Annotated in this window: 18 protein-coding genes and 2 pseudogenes; 9 read left to right on the plus strand and 11 right to left on the minus strand. The window is 71.2% G+C overall.

Features of this window, described 5'->3' with window-relative positions; all coding sequences use genetic code 11:
- Positions 1 to 340: 340 nt before the first annotated feature.
- On the minus strand, positions 341 to 1,168 hold the full coding sequence (locus IE318_RS42435; RefSeq protein WP_229904147.1) for a helix-turn-helix domain-containing protein: 828 nt from the start codon (positions 1,166 to 1,168) through the stop codon (positions 341 to 343).
- Between the two features lie 86 nt (positions 1,169 to 1,254).
- On the opposite strand from IE318_RS42435, the gene IE318_RS42440 reads away from it, so the two are divergent.
- Complete coding sequence (locus IE318_RS42440) at positions 1,255 to 2,727, plus strand: MFS transporter (protein ID WP_229904148.1); 1,473 nt, start codon at positions 1,255 to 1,257, stop codon at positions 2,725 to 2,727.
- 313 nt (positions 2,728 to 3,040) lie between these two features.
- On the opposite strand, the gene IE318_RS42445 is transcribed toward IE318_RS42440, so the two are convergent.
- Together IE318_RS42445 and IE318_RS42450 are read right to left on the minus strand one after the other, a co-directional pair.
- Positions 3,041 to 3,325, minus strand: a complete 285-nt coding sequence (locus tag IE318_RS42445; protein WP_189908194.1) for a GntR family transcriptional regulator — start codon at positions 3,323 to 3,325, stop codon at positions 3,041 to 3,043.
- A 76-nt stretch (positions 3,326 to 3,401) separates the two neighbouring features.
- Complete coding sequence (locus tag IE318_RS42450) at positions 3,402 to 4,868, minus strand: extracellular catalytic domain type 1 short-chain-length polyhydroxyalkanoate depolymerase (RefSeq protein ID WP_189908195.1); 1,467 nt, start codon at positions 4,866 to 4,868, stop codon at positions 3,402 to 3,404.
- 440 nt (positions 4,869 to 5,308) lie between these two features.
- Here IE318_RS42450 and IE318_RS42455 point away from each other — a divergent pair, with 440 nt between their 5' ends.
- The 3 genes from IE318_RS42455 to IE318_RS42465 all read left to right on the plus strand — a co-directional run bounded on the left by IE318_RS42455 (position 5,309) and on the right by IE318_RS42465 (position 9,816).
- Complete coding sequence (locus tag IE318_RS42455; RefSeq protein ID WP_030185863.1) at positions 5,309 to 6,136, plus strand: 3-hydroxybutyrate dehydrogenase; 828 nt, start codon at positions 5,309 to 5,311, stop codon at positions 6,134 to 6,136.
- A 207-nt stretch (positions 6,137 to 6,343) separates the two neighbouring features.
- Positions 6,344 to 7,741, plus strand: a complete 1,398-nt coding sequence (locus IE318_RS42460) for an MFS transporter (protein ID WP_030185867.1) — start codon at positions 6,344 to 6,346, stop codon at positions 7,739 to 7,741.
- A gap of 122 nt (positions 7,742 to 7,863) precedes the next feature.
- Entirely contained in the window at positions 7,864 to 9,816 is a 1,953-nt protein-coding gene (locus IE318_RS42465; RefSeq protein ID WP_189908196.1) for a helix-turn-helix domain-containing protein, read from the plus strand.
- Between the two features lie 86 nt (positions 9,817 to 9,902).
- Here the strand turns inward: IE318_RS42465 and IE318_RS42470 are convergent, their stop codons facing one another.
- From IE318_RS42470 to IE318_RS42495, 6 genes are read right to left on the minus strand one after another with little or no spacing between them, the layout of a single operon-like run.
- A complete protein-coding gene (locus IE318_RS42470; RefSeq protein WP_189908206.1) occupies positions 9,903 to 10,850 on the minus strand; it encodes an alpha/beta fold hydrolase in 948 nt (315 codons plus the stop codon).
- A gap of 20 nt (positions 10,851 to 10,870) precedes the next feature.
- On the minus strand, positions 10,871 to 12,004 hold the full coding sequence (locus IE318_RS42475; RefSeq protein WP_189908197.1) for a branched-chain amino acid ABC transporter permease: 1,134 nt from the start codon (positions 12,002 to 12,004) through the stop codon (positions 10,871 to 10,873).
- Complete coding sequence (locus tag IE318_RS42480; protein ID WP_189908198.1) at positions 12,001 to 12,888, minus strand: branched-chain amino acid ABC transporter permease; 888 nt, start codon at positions 12,886 to 12,888, stop codon at positions 12,001 to 12,003. The genes IE318_RS42475 and IE318_RS42480 overlap by 4 nt, the downstream gene beginning before the upstream one ends.
- Positions 12,888 to 13,676 (minus strand): ABC transporter ATP-binding protein, encoded by a 789-nt coding sequence (locus IE318_RS42485; protein ID WP_229904149.1) that lies wholly within the window; start codon positions 13,674 to 13,676, stop codon positions 12,888 to 12,890. The genes IE318_RS42480 and IE318_RS42485 overlap by 1 nt, the downstream gene beginning before the upstream one ends.
- Positions 13,673 to 14,485, minus strand: a complete 813-nt coding sequence (locus tag IE318_RS42490) for an ABC transporter ATP-binding protein (protein WP_189908199.1) — start codon at positions 14,483 to 14,485, stop codon at positions 13,673 to 13,675. Before IE318_RS42490 ends, IE318_RS42485 begins: the two co-directional genes overlap by 4 nt.
- 4 nt (positions 14,486 to 14,489) lie before the next feature.
- The gene (locus tag IE318_RS42495) at positions 14,490 to 15,725 is read right to left on the minus strand and encodes a substrate-binding domain-containing protein (RefSeq protein ID WP_189908200.1); all 1,236 of its coding nucleotides are present in this window, start codon (positions 15,723 to 15,725) and stop codon (positions 14,490 to 14,492) included.
- Positions 15,726 to 16,024: 299 nt separating this feature from the next.
- On the opposite strand from IE318_RS42495, the gene IE318_RS42500 reads away from it, so the two are divergent.
- Positions 16,025 to 16,825, plus strand: coding sequence for a CoA transferase subunit A (locus IE318_RS42500; RefSeq protein ID WP_189908201.1), 801 nt, complete (start codon positions 16,025 to 16,027; stop codon positions 16,823 to 16,825).
- A 2-nt stretch (positions 16,826 to 16,827) separates the two neighbouring features.
- Positions 16,828 to 17,487, plus strand: coding sequence for a CoA transferase subunit B (locus IE318_RS42505; RefSeq protein ID WP_189908202.1), 660 nt, complete (start codon positions 16,828 to 16,830; stop codon positions 17,485 to 17,487).
- Between the two features lie 21 nt (positions 17,488 to 17,508).
- On the opposite strand, the gene IE318_RS42510 is transcribed toward IE318_RS42505, so the two are convergent.
- Positions 17,509 to 18,015, minus strand: a complete 507-nt coding sequence (locus tag IE318_RS42510) for a cupin domain-containing protein (RefSeq protein WP_189908203.1) — start codon at positions 18,013 to 18,015, stop codon at positions 17,509 to 17,511.
- Between the two features lie 192 nt (positions 18,016 to 18,207).
- Here IE318_RS42510 and IE318_RS45860 point away from each other — a divergent pair.
- Together IE318_RS45860 and IE318_RS46780 are read left to right on the plus strand one after the other, a co-directional pair.
- Positions 18,208 to 18,325, plus strand: a pseudogene (locus tag IE318_RS45860) (transcriptional regulator); the annotation flags it as partial.
- A gap of 2 nt (positions 18,326 to 18,327) precedes the next feature.
- Positions 18,328 to 18,625: pseudogene (locus IE318_RS46780) on the plus strand (NADPH-dependent FMN reductase family protein); the annotation flags it as partial.
- Positions 18,626 to 18,712: 87 nt separating this feature from the next.
- On the opposite strand, the gene IE318_RS42515 reads toward IE318_RS46780, so the two are convergent.
- On the minus strand, positions 18,713 to 20,329 hold the full coding sequence (locus tag IE318_RS42515) for a flavin monoamine oxidase family protein (protein WP_189908204.1): 1,617 nt from the start codon (positions 20,327 to 20,329) through the stop codon (positions 18,713 to 18,715).
- A 431-nt stretch (positions 20,330 to 20,760) separates the two neighbouring features.
- Between IE318_RS42515 and IE318_RS46270 the strand changes: the two genes are divergently transcribed.
- Positions 20,761 to 20,886, plus strand: coding sequence for a hypothetical protein (locus tag IE318_RS46270; protein WP_268256788.1), 126 nt, complete (start codon positions 20,761 to 20,763; stop codon positions 20,884 to 20,886).
- The last annotated feature ends 67 nt before the right edge of the window (positions 20,887 to 20,953 follow it).

A 20,953-nucleotide genomic window follows, 5' to 3' on the forward strand; every position in this document is an offset into this window, starting at 1 on the left:
ACCGAACCCAGAAGGCCCTCACCTGTTCAAGCACCCAGCACGCGTGTCACCAACGTCCCGGGACAACACACCTAGGGGGTGCGGCGAAAGTCCGTACGGCGACGGGCGGGCCGTTCGCGAACTACCTCGGCTGATGGATGGCTCGGCTTCGATGGCACATGGAACATGGCGAAGGCGCCGGTTTCATCGGGGTGGCCTTGGACCCGACTTCGGGCGGAGACGGTAACGACGCGGAAGACGTCGGTGTCTCACCGGCCTCGGTCCGAGCGTTGTCGCCGTCGCTTGGCCTGAAGGCTCCCGGTCCCTGGCCGTCGCCGCCTGCGTCCGTGTGCGAGCGGCCTCAGCCTTCCGGCTGCGCCGGCTCGTCGGAAGCCGGGGAGCTCGCCGTGGCGGCGGCGAGGAGCATGCGGACTCGGCTGGGGGTGCTGCCCAACTCCTCCCGCATGACCCGGGTGAAGTGGGCCTGGTCGCTGAAACCGAGGCTGACGGCGAGGATTGCGAGATCGGTCTCGCCCTGGTCGATGCGGGTCAGGGCGTGGCTGACCCGTACGCGGTTGCGGTACCGGCTCAGGGGCATGCCCACGTGGTGGCGGAACGTGCGGCTCAGGTGGGACGGGGACGTCTCCAGCAGGCGGGCGAGCGTGACCAGACCGGCGGCGGCCGGGTCGTCGGCGAGGACCGCTTCCCGGGCGCGGTCCGCCAGATCCGCGCGGCCCGGTGCGGGGATCTGCGCGGGCTGCTCGCGCAGGGCCAGAAGCAGGAGGTCCAGCAGGGCCTCGGCCGCGGCGAAGTCCGGGTCCGCGCCGGTGCGCGACAGCAGGCGATGGGCCAGTTCGAGCCGAGCGTCCACGCGGACAGCGGGCGACCGTGCGGCCTCGAGCCCCGTCGTCAGCGCGTCACCGATGAACGTGACCGACGTGCACACGTCGCCGCCCGCGGGGTGGGCGAAACGGCTCTCCTCCTCGGGACGTTGCATATAGCCGGTGGTCGGGTCGACCGTCACCCGCCTGCCCCGGGAATCGAGCCGGAAGCGGCCCTGCCGGACCAGGACGATCTGTGCGGAGGACGACACCTCGGGTGCGGACCAGCGGGCATGGTCGTCCGCACACTCAACCGCCCGGACCACGAAGTGCGGGCTTTCGACGATCGTCCTTTGCCTACGTACCACGCGCACGACCCTACCCGTCACCTGCGACAACGAGGTCCGCATATTTCTTCAAGACCGGGCGGGCCGTGAAGCCCATGCTCGGGGACATGATTGCTTCCTCTCCCCCGTCGGTGCCGGGCGCCCGCCGGGGCCCGATGCTGGCCGTGCTGCTCACGGGGCAGATCATGGCGACCATGGACGGCTCGATCGTCTCCGTGACGGCGCAGACCATGCGCGAGGGACTGCACACCTCGGGTGCCGCGATCCAGCTCATCGTGTCGGGCTACCTGCTGACCAGCGGGGTGCTGCTGGTCACCTGCGCGCGGATCGGCGACATCGTCGGGCACCGCCGTGCCTTCCTGCTCGGTCTCGGCTGGTTCACCGCGGCGTCCCTGCTGTGCGGGCTGGCCCCTGACGCGACCGTACTGGTCCTCGCCCGTATCGCGCAGGCCGTGGGGGCGGCGCTGCTCACCCCGCAGATCTTCTCGCTCATCCACCTGCACTGGGACGGCGCGGCCCGCCGCAAGGCGATAGGGCTCTACAGCATGGTGCTCGCCGTGGGAGTCGCGCTGGGGCAGGTCATCGGGGGGCTGGTCGCCGGAGCCGACCTGTTCGGACTGTCCTGGCGGCCCGTCTTCCTGATCAACGTGCCGATCGGCGTGCTCCTGTCGGCGATCGGCCCGCGGGTACTGCTCCACTCCCGCGCCCGCGACACTCGCACTGACGAGCAGGCACGCCTCGACCCGGTCGGAGTGGCGCTCCTGACCGTCGCCATGACCGCACTCATCGCCCCGCTCGTCTTCGGCCCCGACCACGACTGGCCCTTCTGGACATGGATCTCCCTGGCGTCCGGCGCCGTACTGCTGCTCGCTTTCGCCCGACACGAGACCGCGGCACGTCACCCGCTGCTGAATCTGGCGGTGCTGCGGCCGAAGGGGGTGAAGCCAGGGCTCGCGGCCTGCTGGATCATCGGCGGCTGCTACACCGCCTTCCTGCTCACCCTGACCCTGCACCTCCAGTCCGCGCTGGGCCGTTCCCCCCTCCAAGCCGGGCTGACGTTCGTCCCGTACACCCTCGGTTTCGGCACGCTCAGCCTGAGCTGGAACCACTACCCGCACCGTCTGCGGAGAATCCTGCCGATCGCGGGCCCGATCGCCTTCGCGACCGGAGCGGCCCTCCTGGTGCTCCTCCACCGCGGCCATTGGCACTCCCTCGGCGCCATGCCGCTGCTGTTCCTCGCCGGCGCCGGACACGCCGCCGGGTACAGCCCGCTGATCGCGCAGGTCACATCGCTGGTGGAGTCCCGGCTCGCGTCGGCGGTCTCGGCCCTCAACTCCACCGGTCCCCTCCTCGCCGGAGTGACCTCCGTCGCCGGCCTCGGCAGCCTCTACTTCACGGCGCCTTCCTCCGCCGACGGCCTCCTGCGGGTCGTGGGCGCCATGACCGCCCTTCTCGCCGCGGGAACGGCCTGCGCCACCCGAGCCGTCCTGGCCCGCAGCACCGTGGACACGACCGAGCGGCACGAGGTGCGCCTGCCGGAACCCCCGGTCAGCACGGCCCAGCCGCAGGAGTCCCCCTGACCCGGCCGTGCACGGCGTTCGCGGGGGCGCCCTCCGGCGGCCGGGCGCGCGGCCGTCGCCTTCGACGGCCCGGACGCGCCGCCCGGGCCATGCAGCCGGACCCTGGCCGCTGATGGCCGCCGCCTCGCAGGACCGAGTCCTGCGAAGCAACCACTGGGCCATCAATCCGCGCACCGACCTCAAGCCATCCTGCCCCCCGGACCACACGGCCGGGCGACACGCGACCGGGTGCTCGGTGGAACGATGAGCGAATTGCTCGGCCTCGGATGAGGCTCTGGGGGAAGCCGGGCCGGATGACCGGGGTTCTCAGCCGTCATTCGGCTTGTGTCTCGAAGACCTCGGGATGGTGCGCGAGTTCCACTCTCGTGCGGCGGATGTGGAGTTCCAGGATGCGTTGGACGCTTGTGAGGTCCTGGTCGCGCAGCGCCTCGATCAACAGGTGGTGCTCGGCACCGGTGATCCACCGGCGGCGGTCACCTGCCAGGCGGGTGAAGGCTCTGCGGTAGTGCTGCGTCGTGTCCCAGAGCCGCGCGACGATCGAGGCGAGTTCCAGGGCCGGCCGCTCCCGGCCGGTGAACGAGGCGAAGTCGTCGGCCATCGACGCCGTCGGCCTGGCCCACCAGACCTGCGCCGGGCTCGTCGCTCCCGGCGCAGGCCCCGGTTTCCCCGGCGGTTCAGCAGCCGGAGTCGGCGATGACGAAGTAGCCCGGGGAGGTCTCCTTCAGGGTGTGGACGACGGCGAGGTTGTACAGGCCCATGTTCTGGTTGGAGCCGTCGGCGTACGTGTAGCCGCCGCTCTGGTGGGCGCGTCCGGCCTTGACCTGGTTGTAGTTGTTGTCGGTGTAGCACTTGGGCGTGGCGCCCGTCGTCGTCGCCGTGACCGAAGCGGACGACACGCCGACGGCTCCCGAGGAATCGACCGCGGCGACGGTGTAGGTGTAGGAGGTGCCGGCGGACAGGCCGGTGTCGGTGTACGACGTTCCCGTCGCGGAGCCCACCTTGGTGCCGCCACGGTAGACGTTGTACGAGGCGGCGCCGCTGACGGAGTTCCACGACAGCGAGGCGCCGGTGTCCGTCGTGCCGGTCACCGTGAGGCCGGTCGGGGCGGGCAGCGAACCGGTGCCGCCCTGGCCGCCGCTGCCGTCCAGGCCCCAGAACTTCGCGGTGTGGTAGCTGGAGCAGATGTAGTTCAGGTAGTAGGTGCCCGTGGTGCCGCACTGGTCGGCGCCCGAACCGGGGTTCACGGCGAGGCCGTGCGCCATGCCGGAGACCGAGAACAGTGCGACTGCGGGCTTGCCGGTGCTGTCGTTGTAGATGCTCTCGGTGGTGCCGCCGGTCAGGTTCTGGGTGCTGGAGGCCGTCTGGCCGATGCCCCAGACGTCGGTCCACTGGTCGCGCAACTCGGTGCCGTTGACCGGGGCGACGGTGGTGTCGGAGGACCCCTGCCAGATGGCGACCCGCGGCCACGGGCCCGAGTACCCCGGGTAGGAGTTGCGGACCTTGTCGCCCCACTGCTTCGGGGTGAGGTTCTGGTTGCTGTACTGACAGCCGGAGGCGGCGGTCTGCGTGGTGGCGCACTGCGCGGGGAGGCCGGAGTCGACGGCGCCGCCGGCGAACACGTCGGGGTAGTCGGCGAGCAGGTCCGCGGTCATGCCGCCGCCGGCCGACAGGCCGGTGACGTAGATGCGACTGCGGTCCGATCCGTACTGCGCCACGGCGTGGTCGACCATCTGCATGATCGAGGCCGCTTCGCCCTTGCCCCGGGTGTCCTTGGTCGAGTCGAACCAGCTGAAGCAGGACAGGCTGTTGTTGGCCGAGCTGGTCTGCGGGTAGACCACGGCGAAGCCCCACTGGTCGGCGAACTTCTGCCAGCCGGAGTGCGCGTGGTAGTCGCTCGCCGACTGGGTGCAGCCGTGCAGAGCCACGACAAGCGGTGCGTCGGCGGGCAGGTCGGACGGGGCGTACTCGTACATCGCGAGGTTGCCGGGGTTCGAGCCGAAGCTGGTGACCTGCTGGAGGGTTCCGGCGGCCGCCGCGCTCGTCGCGAGGGGGGTGACGGCGGTCAGGCCCGCGGCGAAGGCGCCCAGTGTGGCTGCCAGCGCGGTGCGACGGAGGAATCTGCGCCAGGTGGAGTGAAGCATGGATGCGGCTCCGATGAGTGGTGGGGAGTGGGCGGGGAGCGCGGGCGCGGCGCGCCGCGCGGCGGTCCCACACCGCCCGGTGCCGCCCCGCGCCCGTCCCTTCGCCGGCCGACGCGGCACACGGCCGCTGCGGCCCGCAGTCGTACCGGCTTGCTGGAAGCGGACCGTACGGCCGGCAGGCTCCCTCGCGACATGTGGGGGACAGCCAGTGCTGCGGTGCCCGGGGTGGCCCGTACACCCATGGTGTCGGCGGTGACGCTGTGACACGCGGTCGGCCGCGCGATCGCCGCACCCGCACATATCGGGTGATCCGGGCGGTCAGCGGCCGACAGGGCAGCGGCCGACCGCCGGCACATGGTGGCGGCACCCACCTCGTGCTTGGAAAATATGTCGACGACCCACGTGTCTCACCTCATGGTTCCTACCTACCGTGTTCGGCCATGGACAGCACCAAGAGCTCCGACGAGGGCTCACCCCAGCATCTCAGGCCCGGTGACACCACTGCGCCCGCTCTGGCGTCGACCCGATTCCTCAGCGGCCGCAAGGTTCTCGTCACCGGTGCGGCCAGCGGGATCGGCCGAGCCTGCGCCGAGGCCTTCGCCGCGGCCGGTGCCGAGGTCTACGTGGTGGACCGCGCCGCCGAAGCCGCCAAGGAGGTGGCGGAGGCGATCGGCGGCATCGCCGTCGTGGCCGACCTCTCCGAGGCCGACGCCGTGGACGCGCTCCCGGACGACGCCGACATCGTGGTCAACAACGCGGGTCTGCAGCACGTCGCCCCCGTGCACGAGTTCCCCCCGGACCGGTTCGCGCTGATCCAGCGGGTCATGGTGGAGGCGCCGTTCCGCATCCTGCGCCGCACCCTGCCCCACATGTACGCGCAAGGGTGGGGCAGGGTCGTCAACATCTCCTCGGTGCACGGTCTTCGGGCCAGCGCGTACAAATCGGCGTACGTCGCGGCGAAGCACGCGCTGGAGGGCCTGAGCAAGGTGGTCGCCCTGGAGGGCGCCGCGCACGGCGTGACCAGCAACTGCATCAACCCCGGCTATGTCCGCACGCCGCTGGTCGAGGAGCAGATCGTCAACCAGGCACTCGCCCACGGCATCCCGACGGCGGACGTGATGGACCAGGTGTTCCTGGAGCGCACCGCGATCAAGCGCCTGATCGAGCCGGCCGAGGTCGCCGAGGCGGCCCTGTGGCTGTGCACCGAACGCAGTGGCTACATCACCGGCAGCTCGATCCCTCTCGACGGCGGTTGGACGGCTCACTGACGGATCGTCAAGTGCCAGCCGCTGTACGTCGTTGACGTGCCACTGTACGTCGTTGACGGCTCGGGCCGCTGAGGCCGGCCGGGTCGGCACCCGCGCACCGCGGCCCCCGGTGCACCGCACCACCAAGTTCCTCGGACCCGCTCCTCCCCCAACGTCGACCGGGCCCGACGGTTCCGCTCCCCTCTCACTCCGAAAACGGTGACAACCATGCCCAGCGCTCACAACGCCGTGAACGACGCAGGCGCCTCCGGAAGACCACGCGATCTGCGCAAGATCGTCGCGGCCAGCCTGATCGGCACGACCATCGAGTGGTACGACTACTTCCTGTACGGTTCGGCCGCCGCCCTGGTCTTCGGCCGTGTCTTCTTCCCCGAGTCGGACCCGCTGACCGGCACCCTGCTGTCCTTCCTCACCTATGCCATCGGCTTCGCCGCCCGCCCGATCGGCGCTGTGGTCTTCGGCCACTTCGGCGACCGCCTCGGACGCAAGAAGCTCCTGGTGATCAGCCTGCTGATGATGGGTCTGTCCACCGCCCTGATCGGCTGCGTCCCCGGCTACGACACGATCGGTGTCGCGGCTCCCCTGCTGCTGACCACCCTGCGCCTGATCCAGGGCTTCGCCCTCGGCGGGGAATGGGGCGGCGCCGTACTGCTGGTCTCCGAGCACGGTGACGCGAAAAGGCGCGGGTTCTGGGCCTCCTGGCCGCAGGGCGGCGCACCGGCGGGCAACCTGGTGGCCGTCGGCGTGCTCTCCCTGATGACCACCGTGCTCAGCGACGACGCGTTCAACTCCTGGGGCTGGCGTGTGCCCTTCCTGCTCTCCGCCGTGCTGGTCATGATCGGCCTGTGGATCCGGCTGTCCGTCGACGAGTCCCCGCTGTTCAAGGAGGCACTCGCGAAGGCCGAGCGGCGCAAGGCGGAGCAGCGGACCGAACAGCTGCCCTTCGTCGCGGTCGTGCGCAACCACTGGCGGGACATCCTGGTCGCGATGGGCGCCCGGATGGCCGAGAACATCTCGTACTACGTGATCACCGCCTTCGTCCTCACCTACTGCGTCGACCACCTCAAGATCGAGAAGCAGACGTCGCTGAACGCCGTGCTGATCGGCTCGGCCGTGCAGTTCTGCCTGATCCCGCTGTTCGGCGCCCTCTCCGACCGGGTCGGCCGGAAGCCGGTGTACCTGGTGGGCGCGGTCGGCGTGGGCCTGTGGTCGTGGGCCTTCTTCGGCCTGCTGGACACCAAGTCGTTCCCCGCGCTGGTTCTGGCCGTCACGGTCGGACTGATCTTCCACAGCGCCATGTACGCGCCCCAGGCGGCGTTCTTCTCCGAGTTGTTCGCCACCCGCATGCGATACACCGGCGCCTCCATCGGGGCACAGCTCTCCTCGGTGGCGGCCGGCGCCCCGGCCCCGCTGATCGCCACCGCGCTGCTGAGCTCCTACGGCAACTCCACCCCGATCTCCGTGTACGTCGCACTGGCCGCCGTGATCACCGTGATCGCCGTCGTGGCCTCCCGCGAGACGCGCGGCAGGGACCTGGCCGCCATCGAGCCGGACGACTCCGCCGCACGGCCCGCCTCGGACCAGCAGCCGGCCGCGTCCGCCTGACGGCCCGGCACCGCTCCCCGGCCGAGGAGGGTCAGGGTCCTCCCCGGCCGGGGAGGACCCTGACCCTCCTCGGCCGTTCATCCGTCCCGCCGCCCCACCGACTTCGCAATGGTTGCCCGCCCATGTCGCACAAGCCCATCTCCGTCGCCCGTCACCTGCGCCGGCTCCTCGAACTCCTCGCCGCGGGCGCACCCGCCGAGGACCTCGGCGCCGTCGCCGTCGAGGCCCGGCGCAGCGGCGCCGCCGCCGACGACCTCGCGGAGGTCGAGCAGGCCGCCGAAGCGGCACTGCGCGTCCAGGCCACGCTCCGGCAGCACCGGCGCCGGGAGACGGAGCTGACCGCGCTCTTCGACACCGCGGGCGACCTGGCGGCCCTGCGCGACCTCGACGCCGTGCTGCGCTCCATCGTCCGGCGGGCCAGGATGCTCCTGGGCACCGACACGGCCTACCTGACGCTGCCCGACGAAGAGGCCGGGGACACCTACATGCGGGTCACGGACGGCTCCGTGTCGGAGCTGTTCCAGAACCTGCGCCTGCAGCTGGGGGAAGGCCTCGGCGGTCTGGTCGCGCAGACCGCGCGCCCCTACGCCTCCCCGGACTACCGCACGGACGAGCGCTTCGTGCACACCGGCAGCATCGATGCCGGTGTCCTGGACGAGGGCCTGGTCGCGATCCTCGGCGTGCCGCTGCTGCTGGGGTCGGGAAGCGGCGGCCAGGTCATCGGGGCGCTCTTCGCCGCCGACCGTACGCCACGCACCTTCGCCCCGGACGAGGTCGCCCTGCTGTGCTCGCTGGCCGACCACGCCGCCATCGCCATCGACACCGCGAAGGCCATGGCCGACGCCCGGGCCGCGCTGGCCGACCTGGCCGAGGCGAACGCCGTCATCCGGGAGCACTCCGCCGCCATGCAGCGTGCCGAGGAATCGCACGACCGGCTCACCGATCTGGTCCTGCGCGGCGGCGACATCTCGGACGTGGCCGCCGCCGTGGCGGCCCTGCTGAAAGGGGACGTCGCGGTCCACGACGGCTCCGGGTGGCCGCTCACCGCGATCGGTGAGCACGGCGGCCGGTCCCCCAAGGGCACCGAGGACACGGGAGGCCCACAGGAGGCGGCGGCGCTGGTCGAGGCGGCGAAGAGTTCACGCGCGGCCGCCCACGCGGTGTTCCGTGACGGGCGCTGGGTCTGCGCCGTGCTGGCCGGGCAGGAACTGCTGGGCTGCCTGGTCCTGTACGGGCGCCCGGATCTCGACGGCCCCGACCGGCGCCTGTTCGAGCGGAGCAGCGTCGTGACCTCTCTGCTGCTGCTGTTGAGGCGTTCGGTCGCGGAGACCGAGAACCGCGTCCGCGGCGATCTGATCACCGATCTGCTGACCGCGCCCGACCGCGACCCGGCCGGCCTGGTGGCCCGCGGCCGCCACCTCGGCATCGACCTCGCCCGGCCGCACATCCTGCTCGTCGCCCGGACCGGCGACGCGGCCCGGGAGCGGCTCGCCGACGCCGGCGTGCAATACCTCTTCGGATGCGGCGGCGTCAGCGCGGAACACGACGGCGCCGTGGTGCTGCTGCTCCCGTGCGACGGCACCGGGCCGGGCGAGGCGGCCCGTGCTGCCGCCGGGCAGCTCGGCCAGCTGATCGGCGTGCCGGTCACGGTGGCCGGCGCCGGACCCGCTGCCGGGCCACGGGCCATCGCCGACGCGCACGCCGAGGGCCTGCGCTGCCTGCGGGCCCTGCACGTGCTCGGCCGTGCCGGGCACGGGGCGGGCGTCGCCGAACTCGGCTTCCTCGGCGTGCTGTTGGGCGACGGCCATGATGTGGACGGCTTCGTCACCGCCACCCTGGGACCGCTGCTGGAGTACGACGCCCAGCGCGGCACCCAGCTGGTCCGCACCCTGCGCGCCTACTTCGGTTGCGGCGGGAGCCTGACCCGGGCGAAGGAGGAGCTGCACGTGCACGTGAACACGGTCGTGCAGCGGCTGGACCGCATCCAGGCGCTGCTCGGCCCCGACTGGAACACCCCCGAACAGACGCTGGAACTCCAGCTCGCCCTGCGTCTGCACCTGCTCTCGGGCGCGTGACGCCCGAGCGGGTGGACACGCGAGCGCCACAGGGCGGACGCGCTACTCCTCCGGTCCTGGGCGGGTCCCGGCCGGAGCCGGCGCGGTCACCGTGACCGCGTGGCCCTCGGCCCTTCGGTTCCCGCCACACCGGCCGCGGCCAGCAGGTGCCGGGCCACGACCCAGGCGCCCTCGTCGCCGACGATGATCGTGTAATGGTTGGTGCCGGGTACGAGCCGCGTGCGCACCAGGCCGGGGTCGAGGTCGGCGGTGGCGAGCCGCTGGTCGTCGTACAGGCCCTGCGGCTCGTCCATCAGACCGCGTTCCGCCCACAGCAGCACGGCCGGGCGGGGCAGCCGGCGCACCGCACCCGACACCTCCTCACCGAGCTGGTCCACGCCGTCGGTACGGACCGCCTCGAGGCTGCAGGAGGAGCGCAGTTCGGGCTCCTCCCCCACCAGATCGCGCTGGATGTAGGCGTCCACCCACGGCGACCAGGAGCCGGCGAAGGCCGGATGCCCCTGCCAGAACGCGCGGTAGGCCTCCCGGTCCGGGAACGTCATGGACAGCCGCCGCATGGCCGGGCCGATCACCGAAGTGATCAGCTCGTCGGGGTCCGGGCCGGCCGGAACCGGGAAGCCCACGCCGCCGTCCACCAGCAGCAGGGCCGTCAGCAGATGCGGATGGCGTACGGCGGTCAGCGCCGCGGTGAAGGCCCCCATGGAGTGGCCGGTCAGCACCACGCGCCCGACACCCAGGGCGTCCACCACGGCGGCCATGTCGTCGGCGTGGGCCGCGATGCCGTAGGGGCCCGGCAGTCGGCCGCTGCGGCCCCGGCCGCGTAGATCCGGGGCCACCAGGGTGACTCGGCCGGCCAGGTGGTGGGCGACGCGCGCCCAGCTCAGGCCGTTGGCGGTGATGCCGTGCAGGGCCAGGACCACCGGCGCGCCCGGGTCGTCGGCCGGCCAGCGCGACACGGCCAGCTTCCCGCCGGGCACCGGCACATCGAGCTCCTCGTGCGCCGGTACGACCGTGTCCTGGCGGGCCGCCGTCATACCGTTGCGCGGAGTCCGGGTCACGGCTGGAGTACCTCCTCGCGGTCGGCGGTGGCGCGGGACGTACGGGCGCCACGCAGCCGGGCCGGGAGCCGCACCACGCCGCCGGGCAGCAGGTATATCACCGCCACGAACAGGGCGCCGAGCAGGAACAGCGGTTGCGAGAGCGGCACACGGAGCACCGAGGGCAGACCGGCGACCGCGCCCGAGCCGGCCAGGTCGCCGAGCCGATGGTCGGCCCAGGTGTAGAGGATGCCGCCGACCATCGGGCCCCACCGGGTGCCCGTACCGCCCAGCACCACCATCACCAGCAGTGACAGGGTGAAGTCGGAGGTGGTCGCCTGCGGGGTGGCACCTCCGGTCAGCAACAGGTACACGATGCCGCCGAGCGCGGCCAGGGTGCCCGCCAGGACGAAGGCGGCCAGTTTGAAGCCGTACGGGCGCAGGCCCAGCACTTCCACGCGGCGTTCGTTCTCCTTGATGCCCTCCCAGACCCGGCCGATGGGAGAGCGGACCGTCCACTGCACGACGACCAGCACCAGGACGAGATAGGCCAGGGCGATCCAGTACAGGTTGGCGGTGTGCTCGATGCCGACCAGCGAGGCGGGCAGCCGTTCGGCGGGAGCGGCCCTGCCCTCCTCGCCGCCGGTGACGCCTCCGGGGTCGCGCTGCACGAGGATCGACCCGGCCTGTGCGAAGGCCAGGGTCACCATGGAGAACCCGATGCCGCTGACCCGGAGGCTGACCGCTCCCAGCAGCGCGGACAGCGCCACCCCCGCGAGCAGACCGAGCAGCGCTGACACGGCGAACGACAGGCCCGCCTCCAGCATGACGGTGTTCGTGACGTAGGTGCCCGCGGCGAAGTAGAGCGCGTGCCCGAAGGACAGCAGTCCGGTGCGGCCGAGCAGCAGGTCGTAGCCGGTGGCCAGGGCGCCGAACACCAGGCACAGGGCGAGCAGTTGGAGATTCCCGGGGCTGCCGATGGGGCCGTCGAGGAGGCCCGGCAGCGGCAGCGCGCTGTAGGGCACGGTGAACACCACCACCAGCAGCAGGGCGGGCCACCAGCGGGTGGCGCGCCGCAGCCGTTCGGAGCGGGTGGTGGCGGGGTGGTCCGCCGTGCGGGCCCCGCCGCGCGGCTGGGTGGCGGTGGTCATGCGAGCCTCCCGGTGAGCCCCCGCGGCCGGACGAGCAGCAGGGCGGCGAGCAGGACGACGACGGCGAGGTCGCCGAGCCCTGCGGTGGTGTAGTAGTTGGCGAACTGCTGGACGAGGCCCACGGCCACCGAAGCCAGGGCAGCGCCGGTGAGCGAGCCCATGCCGCCCGTCACGACGACCACGAAGGCGAAGATGAGCAGCGAGGTGCCCTGTTCGGGATCCACGGAGCCGAAGTAGAGGCCGCCGAGGGCACCGCCGAGCGCCGCTGCCGCGCCGCCGATGGCGAAGACCAGGGTGAAGGCCTTGCGCACATCGATGCCGAGCGCGGTGACCATCGCCCGGTCCTCCACGCCCGCGCGGACGACCAGTCCGTGCCGGGTGCGGCCGAGGAACAGCTTGAGCGCGGTCAGCACCACCAGTGCCGCGCCGATCAGCACGATGCGGTTGAGCGGCACTTCGGCACCCAGCAGGCCGAAAGTGCCGGACAGTGCCTTCGGCCCGGGGAAGGGCCGCGCGTCGGACCCCCAGATCGCGGACAGCAGGGCCGGGACGGCCAGGCCCACGCCCACCGTGGCGAGGATCTGTTCGCGCGGGCGGGTGTAGAGCGGGCGGATCACGGCGAGTTCGAGCAGCACGGCGGCGACGGTGCCCACCGCGGTGCCGAAGACGACGGCGAAGGCGAACCCGGCACCGGCGGGCCCGGCACCGGGCAGGTGGCCGGAGGCGGCCCACCAGGTGCCGTAGGCGCCTACGGACAACAGGGCGCCATGGGCGAAGTTGAGCACGTCCATCAGCCCGAAGATCAGCGACAGGCCGGAGGCGACCAGGAAGTACAGTGCACCCAGGCCGAGCCCGGTGAAGGTGAGCAGTACGACGGTGGACATCAGGCGTCTGCCTCCGTGGTCCGGGCGGCGGGGCGCGCCGCGGTGCGAACAGGCGCTCCGGCGGTTGGCCTTCCGGTGCTGCCGACGCCGAGCAGTCGGCGGGCCGCCTCGGCGTCGGCGAGGAGGTCGGCGGCCGGGCCCCGGTGTGCGGTGCGGCCGTCGGCGAGGACGACGCAGTGGCGGGCGAGGCGGCGCACCACGGCGAGGTTCTGCTCCACGAGCAGGACCGGCACCGCCTCGGCGGCGCGCTCCAGCACCTGGGCGACCTCGGTGACCACCTTGGGCGCGAGGCCCTTGGTGGGTTCGTCGGCGATGATCAGCCGGTTGCCGTTGAGCAGGGTCCGGGCGATGGCGACCATCTGCTGCTGACCGCCGGACAGGGTGCCGGCGGCCTGCCGGGCGCGCAGTTTCAGCTCCGGGAACAGCTCGTACACCAGGTCGTAGGCCGGTTCGCCGGCTCCGGGCCGCTCGGCGAGGCGCAGGTTCTCGGCCACGGTGAGGGCGGCGAAGACACCTCGGTCCTCGGGGGCGTAGCCGATGCCTTTGCGCACCAGGGCGTAGGTGGTCAGGCGTACGGTCTCCTCGCCCGCCAGCAGCACGCTGCCGGTGCGCGGGACCAGCCCGAGGATGCCTCGGACGGTGGTCGTCTTGCCGGCTCCGTTACGGCCCAGCAGCGCGGTGGTGCCGGAGGCGGCCACCTCCAGGTCGACGCCGTGCAGGATGTGCCTGCCCCCGATCACGACCCGCAGGTCCCGCACGGTCAGCAGGGGCGCCGGGGTGGGGGTCACAGCTCCTCCCCGAGGTAGGCCTGCTGCACGGTGGGGTCGGCCATCACAGCCTGCGGGGTGTCCAGCGCCAGCAGCGTGCCGTGATGCATCACGGCCAGCCGGTCGGCCAGGTCCAGCAGCACGTCCATGTGGTGCTCGACCATGAGCACGGTACGGCCCTCCTCCTTGTGCAGCGACCGGATGAGTTCGGTCAGCGCCGGCACCTCCTCGGCGCTCACGCCCGCCATCGGCTCGTCCAGCAGCATCAGCCGGGGCTCGCCCACAAGCAGGACCGCGAGTTCCAGCTTGCGTTTCTCACCGTGCGAGAGGGCATCGGCGCACGTGTCGGCGCGGTGCGCGAGCTGCGTGCGCGCCAGCACCCGGTCGACCTGCTCCGGGTAGGCGTCGGCACGGCGCCAGATCCGGTACGAGGTTCCGTCGGCGGCCTGGGCCGCCAGCCCCACGTGCTCGGCGACCGTCATGCCCGGCCACAGGCTGGAGGTCTGGAAGGTGCGCCCGAGGCCGCGGCGCGCCCGGACGTAGGCGGCCTCCGCGGTGACGTCGTGGCCGTCCAGTTCGATCGTGCCCCGGGAGACCGGACTGAGCCCGCTGACGAGATTGAACAGGGAGGTCTTGCCCGCACCATTGGGGCCGATGAAAGCCAGGAACTCGCCTTCGCGGACGTCGAAGGAGACGGAGTCGACGATGGTCGCGCCGCCGACCGTCCAGCCGATGTCACGCAGCCGGAGCACCGGCGCCGGGAAGGAACGAACCTCCCCGGCATCCGGGGCCCCCGCCTCGCTCGGCGACGTCGTGTTCGAGGAGGACATCTGCTCAGCCCGCCGTCTTCGTGGCCGGTGGTGCGACCTCTGTCGCCTGGATGCTGTCGATCAGTTCGGGGCGGGCGGCGCTGCCGCTGCCCTTGAGCCGCGCCGTGAACATCGGCTGCACCAGGGCGTGGTCCGTCGCGCGGATCTGCTCCTTGCCCTTGGGCCCGTCGAAGGCCCAGCCCTCGAGCGCCTTGACCATGGCCGAGGTGTCGGTGGCGCTGCCGGACTCGATCGCGTGCACGATCATCTGGGCGGCGGTGAAGCCGTCGGGGCTGAACAGGTCGGGTGTGCCGCCGGCCTTGGTGATGCCGTCGAGCATGGCCTTCTCCACGGCGTTGCCGCCGCCGGCGCCGGGGAAGTAGTGCGCGAGGAAGGCGACCTTGGAGCCGGCCGTACCGAAGATCGGGTACGAGGCGGTGCCCGCGAGTCCGGTGACGACCTTGCTCGAGTCCAGCACGCCCTGTTGGTTCAGCGCGGTCCACAGGGCGGGGGCGGTGGCACCTGCCCAGGCGACGAACACCAGGTCGGGCTTGCCGTCCTTGGTCTGGCGGGCGAAGGGCGTCAGGTCCGTGGCGCTGGGCGGGGCGAGTACGGAGCCGACGTGCGCGCCCTTCTTGCCGAGGACGGCCTTCACCGCGGCCACGTTGGCCTGCCCGAAGGCGGAGTTCTGGGCGAGCACGGTGACCTTCTTGCCGTTGGCGTCGCCGAGCAGGGTGCCGGCGGTGAGGATGTCCTGGTAGGACTGCCTGCCTGACCGGAAGGTGTAGGTGTTGACGCCGGTGACCGCGTCGGTGGCCGCTGGACCGCTGATGAACAGCACCTTGTTCTGCGCGGCCAGCGGCGCCATCTGCAGCGCCACACCGGAGTCGGTGGTGCCCGCGAGGATCTTGTAACCCTTGCCCACGAGTGTCTTGGCCGCTGCGACGGCCTTCGCCGGGTCGCCCGCGTCGTCCTGTTCGGTGACCTCGATCGGGTGGCCACCGGCCTTGTTCGTCCCGTGCGTGGCGTAGGCGAGGCCTGCCTTGAAGCCTTCCTCGTACTGCTTGCCGTAGGCGGCGAGCAGTCCGCTGCGGGAGTAGACCAGCCCGACCTTCACGGGGGCGGCCTTGTCGCCCGAGCCGGAGGACGCGGTGCCGGCGGTGCCGGCCGAGGAGCAGCCCGCGACCAGGGCGCCGAGGGCGATCAGGGTGAGTGCGCGAACAGATCTGCTTCTGAAGGTGTCCGTGAGACGGGAACGCATGACGATCGGCTCCTGACAGTGTGTCGCCCGCCCGTCGCCGGGTTCCGCCGGCCTTGGCCGAGACGGCGTCCTCGTACGCGACGACGGGAGTGCGGTGCGTGGTTGCCGGAACCCTAGGAGCCCCGTACGACGGGCGGCATGTTGTCAACCACTGCTCTTCGCCGCCCAGTCATGGCATCGGCACACATGGTCTGTGACAGCCGGCGCAGGCAAAGGTGAAAAACACCCCGTCCTGATCGCCACGTCGTGCGCAGGCCGGGCCGGCGAACGGAACAGACCCCGGTGGGGAAGGAAACGGCATGGACAAAGTGATGGCCGCGGCCGCGCAGGCAGTGGCGGACATCCCTGACGGTGCGGCACTCGCGGTCGGCGGGTTCGGCCTGTGCGGCATCCCGTCGACGCTGATCGCCGCGCTGGCCGAGACGAGCGTGTCCGGCCTGCGGGTCGTGTCCAACAACTGCGGCGTGGACGACTGGGGGCTGGGACTGCTGCTGCGGGCCGGCCGGATCGACCGGATGACCTCTTCCTACGTGGGCGAGAACAAGGAGTTCGCCCGCCAGTACCTGTCCGGTGAACTGGAGGTGGAGCTGACACCGCAGGGCACACTCGCCGAGCGGCTGCGAGCCGGCGGCACCGGCATCCCCGCCTTCTACACCCCGGCGGGAGTGGGCACCCAGGTCGAGGAGGGCGGCCTGCCCTGGCGCCACACCCCCGACGGCGGAGTCGCGCTGGCCTCCCCGCCCAAGGAGACACGGGAGTTCGGCGGCCGCCGCTACCTGCTGGAGGAAGCCATCACCGCCGACTTCGCCCTGGTGCGGGCCGCGGTCGCCGACCGGCACGGCAACTGCGTCTTCCACGCGGCGGCGCGCAACTTCAACCCACTGTGCGCGATGGCGGGGCGGGTGACCGTCGTGGAGGCCGAACACATAGTCGAGGCCGGCGAACTGCCCCCGGACGCCGTCCATCTGCCCGGCGTCTACGTGGACCGCGTCGTCGCCGTCGACCCGTCGCTGGACAAACGCATTGAGCGCCGCACCGTGCGCCCGGCGCGCACCGGCAGCGAAGCAACCGTCTCGCGCCCCGCCGCAGAGGAGAAGTGACCATGCCGCTCGACCGCGACCAACTCGCCGCCCGCGCCGCCCAGGAGCTGCGCGACGGCCAGTACGTCAACCTTGGCATCGGGCTGCCCACCCTGATCCCCAATCACCTGCCGGACGGGGTGCACGTGGTGCTGCACTCCGAGAACGGCATCCTGGGCGTGGGCCCCTACCCGTACGACGGCGAGGAGCACCCGGATCTGATCAACGCCGGGAAGGAGACGGTGACCACCATCCCCGGGACGTCGTACTTCGACTCGGCCTTCTCCTTCGGCATGATCCGCGCCGGCCGGATCGACGTCTCCGTGCTCGGCGCCATGCAGGTGTCGGCCCACGGCGACCTGGCCAACTGGATGATCCCCGGCAAGATGGTCAAGGGTATGGGGGGTGCCATGGACCTGGTCCACGGTGCCCGCCGGCTGCTGGTCGTGATGGAGCACGTCGCCAAGGACGGCAGCCCGAAGATCGTCGAGGAGTTGAGCCTCCCCGCCACGGGTCGCCGTGTGGTGGACCGGGTCATCACTGACCTGGCCGTCATCGACGTCACCCCCGAGGGGCTGCGACTGGTGGAAACCGCTCCGGGCGTCACCGTGCGGGAGGTCATGGCCGCGACGGCCGCCCGACTCCTCGTCGACCAGGGGGTGTCGGCGCCCGCATCCGGCTGATCCGTCGCGGCTGACCCGCCGTCAGTTGTCTCCCTGCCCCAGCGCGTACAGGTGCGGGAGGTTCACCACGATTGCTTCTTGGGTGCTGCGGGCGATGACGACGACGGCTTCCTCGGCGGGATCGGGGTTCTCCTCACGGTGCGGCACGAACGGCGGGACGAAGATGTAGTCGCCGGGCGAGGTGCGCAGCCGGACCTCTTCCGGCCGGGGGCCCGAGTCGTCGAGGAAGACGAACTCGGGGTGGCCGCTGACCACGTAGATGGCGGTCTCGGACTCGCCGTGGTGATGGTCGGAGGAGGAGGTGGAGGGAGCGACGTGGGTCTGGCCCATCCACAGCTTCTCCGACCCGACCGCCTTCCCGCTGATGGCGGCGAATCTGCGCATGCCTCCGGTCTGGGCGGTGTCACCGTCGAGCGCGTCGGCGCGGATGTGGTGCAGTCGCGTGCGCAGGGGGGCTTTCGGCTGTTCGGCCGCATCACCGAGATGGGGGTGGAAACCTTCGCCGGGGGTGGTCGACGGCTCGCTCATGATGGGGACGCTAGAGCTGCCCGAAAAAGGATGTCAAGTGGTGCCCATTGCGCTCCACCTGCGGCAATGTTCCCGCAATGAAGCAGCGGGGCCGAAAGAGCCCCTACCGGCGCCCCGCTTGTCGGGCACCACGAGCGCATGCATATCTCCGCGAAGGCGGACCACGCCACGCGGGCCCTGTAGGAGCTCCCACCCGCCGACGAGATCACGCTGCTCGATTGTCGCGCGCGCCGTGGACGGCGAGTTGATCACCCTGCGGGGCGAGTCGCTGACCGGACTGGACTATCCCGCTCCCGCGTCCGGGCTGCCCGAGCCCTCAGCGGCAAGACCGTGCTCCCGTTGGCCATGGGCGGCAGCCCCGCCCACGTTCTGCCCATCGACTTCGCCCGTCGCCCGGGACGTCGCCCGCCGGGACGGCACGCCCGTCGTCGCGCCCGCCACCGCCAAGGCACTGGAAGAGGTAACAGACCAGTTCTCCGCCGCGCTGAGCGGACGGGCCAGCGCACTCGTCCCACAGGCTGACCCGCTACCCGCCGCCTCAGTCAGGCCCAAAAACACCGAAGGCCCGAAGTTGTTGACATCTCGCACAGCTTTTCGACGAGCACGCTGACGCTCAGCGACCCACCGGATGTGAGCCGGATCCGTTCACTGGACAGGCCCACGGCCACGGTGCCTGCTCGAGGAAAGGCGGGGCGAGTCAGGAGGCCAGAACCCGTTGGTGCAGTTCGGTGACGACCTTGCGGGCGGAGGAGATCGCGCCGCACTGCCAGGCGTCCAGGTAGCTCAGGTAGTCGCCGGCGAAGTAGACGTTGCCTTGGGCCTGGTTGAGCGGGACGAATGCTGGGGCGTCGGGGCCGCCGGGCATGGAGTGCCAGGCGGCCTCGATGTGAGGAGCGAGCTTCCACTGGTGCGAGTACCAGGCCGCGAGTTCTGAGCGGTACTTCTCACCGTGGATCTTCACACCCTGGGTGACGGCGCGCTCCAGGCGCTGGGCCGGCGTGAGCGCCGAGTAGGTGTCGGAGTGGGCGCCGGTGTTGTAGTAGCCGATGAGGGTGCCTCGCTCGCCGAGGTGACCGTAGGACGGATACCAGATGTGGTCCAGGTCCAGGTCGGTCTCGGTGATACCGCCCATGATCTTGAAGTCGGTCTCCCACCAGCGGCTCTTGTACTCCAGGCCGATCTTGGAGGCCTGGGAGGGCCGCACGGCCTGAAGGGCGGTCTGCACCGTGGAGCCGAGGTTGTGGGAGGTCCGGGCGAGGATCCAGGGTGCCAGCGTGGCGATGCAGTAGTCCGCGTGGACGACCTTGGTGCGGCCGTTGCGGGTGTAGGTGACCTGGACGCCGTCGGAGGTGTTCTTGATGTCGGTGACCGCGGCGCCGGTGAGGATCTTGTCGGGCCCGATGGCCTTGGCGAACGCCATGGGTATCGCGTCCATGCCGCCGACCGGCTGGAACATCAGCATGGCCTGGTCGTAGCCGAACTCGAAGGAGAAGTAGCGGCCGACGTTGGAGGTGAAGACCTCGGACAGGGACGGTATGTCGCCGAGTTCCGCGCCGGGGGTGCCCGCAGCGCCGGGATCGACGCTGAACCCGCGGTGTTCGGTGCCGGTGTACTTGTAGTCGGAACCGAGGGAGCCGTAACTCTTCAGGAAGGTGAGCAGCCGCTCCTTGTCGTCGGCGGTCAGCTCGGCGTCTAGGGCGCCGGTGTTGGTCGCCTTGGCGAGCAGCTCGGAGACGTAGCCGTACACATCTGCCTTGGCGGTGCGGTAGGCGACCGGGGCCTTCATGCCGGTGGTCTCGTTGTAGATGAGCGCGCTGGCGTTGGTGTTGGTGAACACCTCGACCGGCACCCCGAGCTCTCGGCAGTAGTCCAGGGTGCTCATCCACTGGGCGAGACGGGCCGGGCCGCAGTTCATGTACTGGCCCTGGCTGAAGGTCACCTTCTGGGTGACGCCGTTCAGGTCGGTGACGGTGTCACCGCCGCGCACGGTGAAGTTGCGGCCGCCGACGCGGTCGCGGGCCTCGAGGACGGTGCAGTCGTATCCGGCCTTGCCGAGCTCATAGGCCGAGGTGAGGCCGGCTATGCCGCCTCCGATGACGACGACCTTGGCGGGCTTGCCGCCCCGGCCCTGGAGGGTGAAGTCACCGCGTCGGGGAGCGCTGAAGGGCGCTTCCTTCTCGGCGGCGTAGGCAGCGGTGGGGGCGAGCCCGAGGGCTCCCATGGTGGCGAACATGGCCCCGGCGCCACCGGTGATGCCGACGGCCCGCAGGAAACCACGTCGGCTGGTGCCCGTTCCCGGCTGAGGCTCTGCCATGGCGGATCCCCTTTCAGTAGGACGCACCACCGGTGCACGACACCGGTGGTGATCTTGAAAGACGGAGAGATCCTCACAGCGGCTTGTTACGGGCCGGCGCACTCCGGCGTGGCGAGAGCGTTTCCGTGTGTTACATGCCATGCCCATGCAGTACGGAAGATGTGGCCGCGCGGACCGGGCAGACGCGCGCGAACGGTGGGGGCACCGCTGTGACGGGAATCAAGCGTCCGCAGAACCTGGGCAGCGGATCGGCGAGGGCCGAGAGGACCGGGAACGCCACCGCCGAATCCGTGGTCACAGCAGTGAGCGGTCACCGCGGGACGGCGCACAGCATCGGCGCTGCTCCGGGTTTCGGGCCGACTGTGACCAAGACGGGGCATGCGAATGCAATGGGGCCGGGCGCGATAGCCGTCAGCGGCAGCATGACCGTGGTGCAGCAGCACGTGCCGCAGGAACCGGTGCCCTGGCCGCACCAGGTCGGTGTCATCCCGCACGGCGGCTTCGACGCGCTCGGCCTCTGCCTGAGCCCCCAGGAACGACCTCCAGAGGGCCTGTGAGTGTGAGGCTGTCCATAGGAGCCAGATCACATCCTACCGAGGGTCGTAGCAGACAGACCACATCCAG

It is taken from the genome of Streptomyces spiralis, assembly GCF_014654675.1.
GTDB classification, from domain to species: domain Bacteria; phylum Actinomycetota; class Actinomycetes; order Streptomycetales; family Streptomycetaceae; genus Streptomyces; species Streptomyces spiralis.